This is a genomic window from Microcystis sp. M53602_WE12, from assembly GCF_030065455.1.
GTDB classification, from domain to species: Bacteria; Cyanobacteriota; Cyanobacteriia; order Cyanobacteriales; family Microcystaceae; genus Microcystis; species Microcystis aeruginosa.
In genome coordinates, this window is the sequence record NZ_JASJFB010000489.1 from 1 (window position 1) to 3,345 (window position 3,345).

At 40.7% G+C, this 3,345-nt stretch carries 5 protein-coding genes; 3 read left to right on the plus strand and 2 right to left on the minus strand.

What is annotated here, in order from left to right:
* The coding region (locus PX482_RS16265) for an RNA-guided endonuclease InsQ/TnpB family protein (RefSeq protein ID WP_288122685.1) at positions 1–761 on the minus strand (761 nt) is incomplete at its 3' end.
* A 151-nt stretch (positions 762–912) separates the two neighbouring features.
* The gene (locus PX482_RS16270) at positions 913–1,203 is read right to left on the minus strand and encodes a small RNA NsiR4-regulated ssr1528 family protein (RefSeq protein ID WP_002732452.1); all 291 of its coding nucleotides are present in this window, start codon (positions 1,201–1,203) and stop codon (positions 913–915) included.
* 20 nt (positions 1,204–1,223) lie between these two features.
* Between PX482_RS16270 and PX482_RS16275 the strand changes: the two genes are divergently transcribed.
* The 3 genes from PX482_RS16275 to bcp are packed head-to-tail and all read left to right on the plus strand — an operon-like array spanning position 1,224 to position 3,030.
* Positions 1,224–1,712, plus strand: coding sequence for a BlaI/MecI/CopY family transcriptional regulator (locus PX482_RS16275; protein ID WP_002761005.1), 489 nt, complete (start codon positions 1,224–1,226; stop codon positions 1,710–1,712).
* Positions 1,712–2,560, plus strand: a complete 849-nt coding sequence (locus PX482_RS16280; protein WP_288057695.1) for a M56 family metallopeptidase — start codon at positions 1,712–1,714, stop codon at positions 2,558–2,560. The genes PX482_RS16275 and PX482_RS16280 overlap by 1 nt, the downstream gene beginning before the upstream one ends.
* A gap of 2 nt (positions 2,561–2,562) precedes the next feature.
* Positions 2,563–3,030: a thioredoxin-dependent thiol peroxidase gene (bcp, locus tag PX482_RS16285; protein WP_288027121.1), complete on the plus strand. Its 468-nt coding sequence runs from the start codon at positions 2,563–2,565 to the stop codon at positions 3,028–3,030.
* Positions 3,031–3,345 lie beyond the last annotated feature (315 nt).

The following is a 3,345-nucleotide window of genomic DNA, read 5'->3' on the forward strand; positions in this document are numbered from 1 at the left end:
CTACTTACTTTTAAATGTCCCTTGGCGTATTTTTGACTAGCTTTTTTGTAGTTATTAGACTGCTTTTGTCCTCTCTTAAACTTTTTCGACTTTCTTCTATTCAGTTTATTAAGACGCTTCTCGGCTTTTCGATAATACTTAGGAGGCTCTACTGTATTCCCGTTACTGTCAGCATAAAGATATTTTAACCCCAGATCTAATCCTACGCAATGACCCGTCGATTCTGATTGTGGGGTTATATCTCTAGCATCGAGTTTTAGCATTAACTGGCAATAATATCCATCAGCCCTTTTAACTATTCTTATCCGTTGAATTTGCCATTCTTGAAAATCCAACAAGTCTCGACTACCAATTAGTTTTAACTCCCCAATGTTTTTCCCATCAGTGAAAGTTATTCTCTTGGAATTTCGATTAAGTTGCCAACCTGACTTTTTAAACTCAACAGAATGAGTACGTTTAGAGTATTTAGGATATCCTTTCTTACCAGCAATTTTGTTCTTACAGTTATTATAGAACCTAAGAATAGCAGTCCAAGTCCGTTCGCAAGCCTGTTGACAAGCTGTAGAGTTAAGGTCTTGAACAAAAGGGTATTCACTTCTTAATTGAGTGACATATTTATATACATCCTTTTGTCCTACACCTTTATTGTCTTCCCAATATCTAAGACATTTATTCCGAACAAACTGTACTGTCCGAATAGCCTCATCAATGGCTTGATATTGAGATGGTTTTCCTCTCAGCTTGTACTCTAAAACAAACATTTTGCGTTATCGACCTACCACGCAAACTATTCTAGCATACTAAAATTAAATTGGCAACTATAGATTAGAGTTATTTTTAGTCGTGCTTCGCTGTTCTATGCTGGCGGAACTTTTCATCTCCGAGGTGAAACCGAGAGATGAAAAGCCGACATTATAGGTAAAAAGCGATTTCTTTCTCCTTGAGAGGGGCAAAATCGGCGGCTAACAACAGCTGATTTAATTCCTCTTGGGGGATATGTTTGGCCCCGATGCGGACAATTCGCGATCTCATCGTGTTAGAAACCCCGCTTCTTTGTCGTCCTGCTTCCAAACCCATTACCCGGTGATAAAGTTCCAATTTTGCCGGGGGAATTGGGGAACCATCAAAATCAATGCCATTAGCGATCGCCACATCAATGGCATCAGCGCCCGTAGTTGTGGTTAAATTAGTTTCGGTGGACATAAAGACAATATAAAGGATCGTTGCTATTTTATCAGGCGATCGATATCCGCCGCTATGATCAGGAAAGTAATCTTCATTTCTGTGTGACTATGGCTCAATTGCCGACCTATCAACCAAAACAGTTATCCCTGGGCCCCCTGGAAGCGGAAATTCTCAATATTGTCTGGGAATTGGAACCCGTTAGCGTTAAGGATGTCCACGATCGCATTTTAGCGGATCCGGAACGAGATCTGGCCTATACTTCTGTGACTACGGTACTGCGTCGTTTAACTAATAAAGGCTGGTTAAGTTGTTATAAAAAGGGTCGGATTTTCTACTGGAAACCGATGGTTTCTAAGGAACAAGCACAGGCAATTAAAGCCTACGAACAATTACATCGTTTTTTGGCTATTGGTAATGCGGATGTGGTGGCTTCTTTTGCCGATAGTCTCGATACTGCTAGTGTCGAACAATTAAAAGCGATCGCATCTCGTTTAGATACCCTGCGTCAACAACGGAGAGAAAGCTAATGCACGGTTCAATGTTATTACTAGCATTAACTATCGCCATTGGTTTACGTTGGTTTCTGCCCAGCTATCAGCGTCGTTGGCAGATAACGCTATTTTTCTTTCTCTTTCCTCCTTTGCTGCTGTTAATGACAGTTATATCGGTGGTTTGTATGGGCTATCGCGGGCAAATGTTGGGTTATAACTCCAGTTTAATTAGTTACTTTAGTGCTATAATTTGGCTAGTTTTTGCTATATTGTGTTTGATAAAACTCTCCTATCAAACTTGGCAAACCCATCGGGATTTTAGCAGTTATCCCCTCAAAAAAATCACCGCTCAGAAGGCGAGAGTTTTAGCAGTGGATTTTCCCTACAGTGCCAGAGTTGGCTTCTGGAAGTCGGAATTAATTGTAACCCAAGGATTATTAAATCTCTTAGATCAAGAACATTTACAAGCAGTTTTAGCCCACGAACAAGCTCACCAAGAATATCATGACACTTTCTGGTTTTTCTGGTTAGGTTGGTTGCGATCGATGTCTTCTTGGCTGCCCAATAGCGAGAATTTATGGTCAGAATTGGTCTTCTTGCGGGAATTGCGCGCCGATAAGTATGCTTCTGGACAAGTGGATTATTTACTATTAGCTGAATCGCTGCTTTTAGTGGCAGAAAAAGTTAATCAAGTAGCGGAAATAAGTTTCTCCGATAGTTGCTGTGTCGCTCTCAATGATCATTCTTTAAATAATCGTTTATTAGAGAGAATCGATGCTTTAGTCGAGTCAGAAAACCCCGAACTTCCCAGATTTAACTATCAAGTCTGGCTATTGCTTTCCCTCTCCCTCGCTCCTTTCTTACTCTTGCCTTTACACTCCTAAAAATGACCCTAGAAGTTGGACAAAAAGCCCCCGAATTTGCCACCCCCAACCAAAGGGGGGAAATTAGTAAATTAGCAGATTTTGCCGGTCAATGGTTGGTCTTATATTTTTATCCCAAAGATAACACTCCGGGCTGCAGCACAGAAGCGATCGATTTTACCGCTTTGTCGCCGCAATTTCAGCAATTAAATGCGGTAATTCTGGGAGTTAGTCCCGATTCAGAAAAGTCCCACTGTCGTTTTATTGAAAAACACAATTTAACTATTCAATTATTGAGCGATCCCGAACATCAACAGGCGGAAATTTATCAAGTCTGGGGATTAAAAAAATTTATGGGCAAGGAATATATGGGGATTAGACGCTCCACTTTCCTGATCGACCCCCGGGGAAATATTGCCTATATTTGGTCAAATGTCAAGGTAAAAGCCCATGCAGAAGCGGTTTTGAAAAAACTTGAGGAATTGCAGTAGGAAGCCCCTAGTAGTCGATTTTTTCTGGGTACTGATCGCGCTCTTTTAAGTACCTAAGCAAAATTAATTACACATCTAAGCCGTCAGACTTCGTCGTGAGATCAGTAGTTCGACAAGCTCACTAACATGAACACTTTTTGCTGTGATTAGTAAACAGTAATCAGTGATCAGTGAGGCTCTTCGGTTTGTGTTATGCAATGGACGGGGGTTATAAGGGATGGAACCCTTACATAGAAAGGCATTTAGCGATTTTTGTCAATTGTTTTTGCTCTAGAGCAAACTAATCAATTAAGTCTCTTACCAGATAAGGATTTA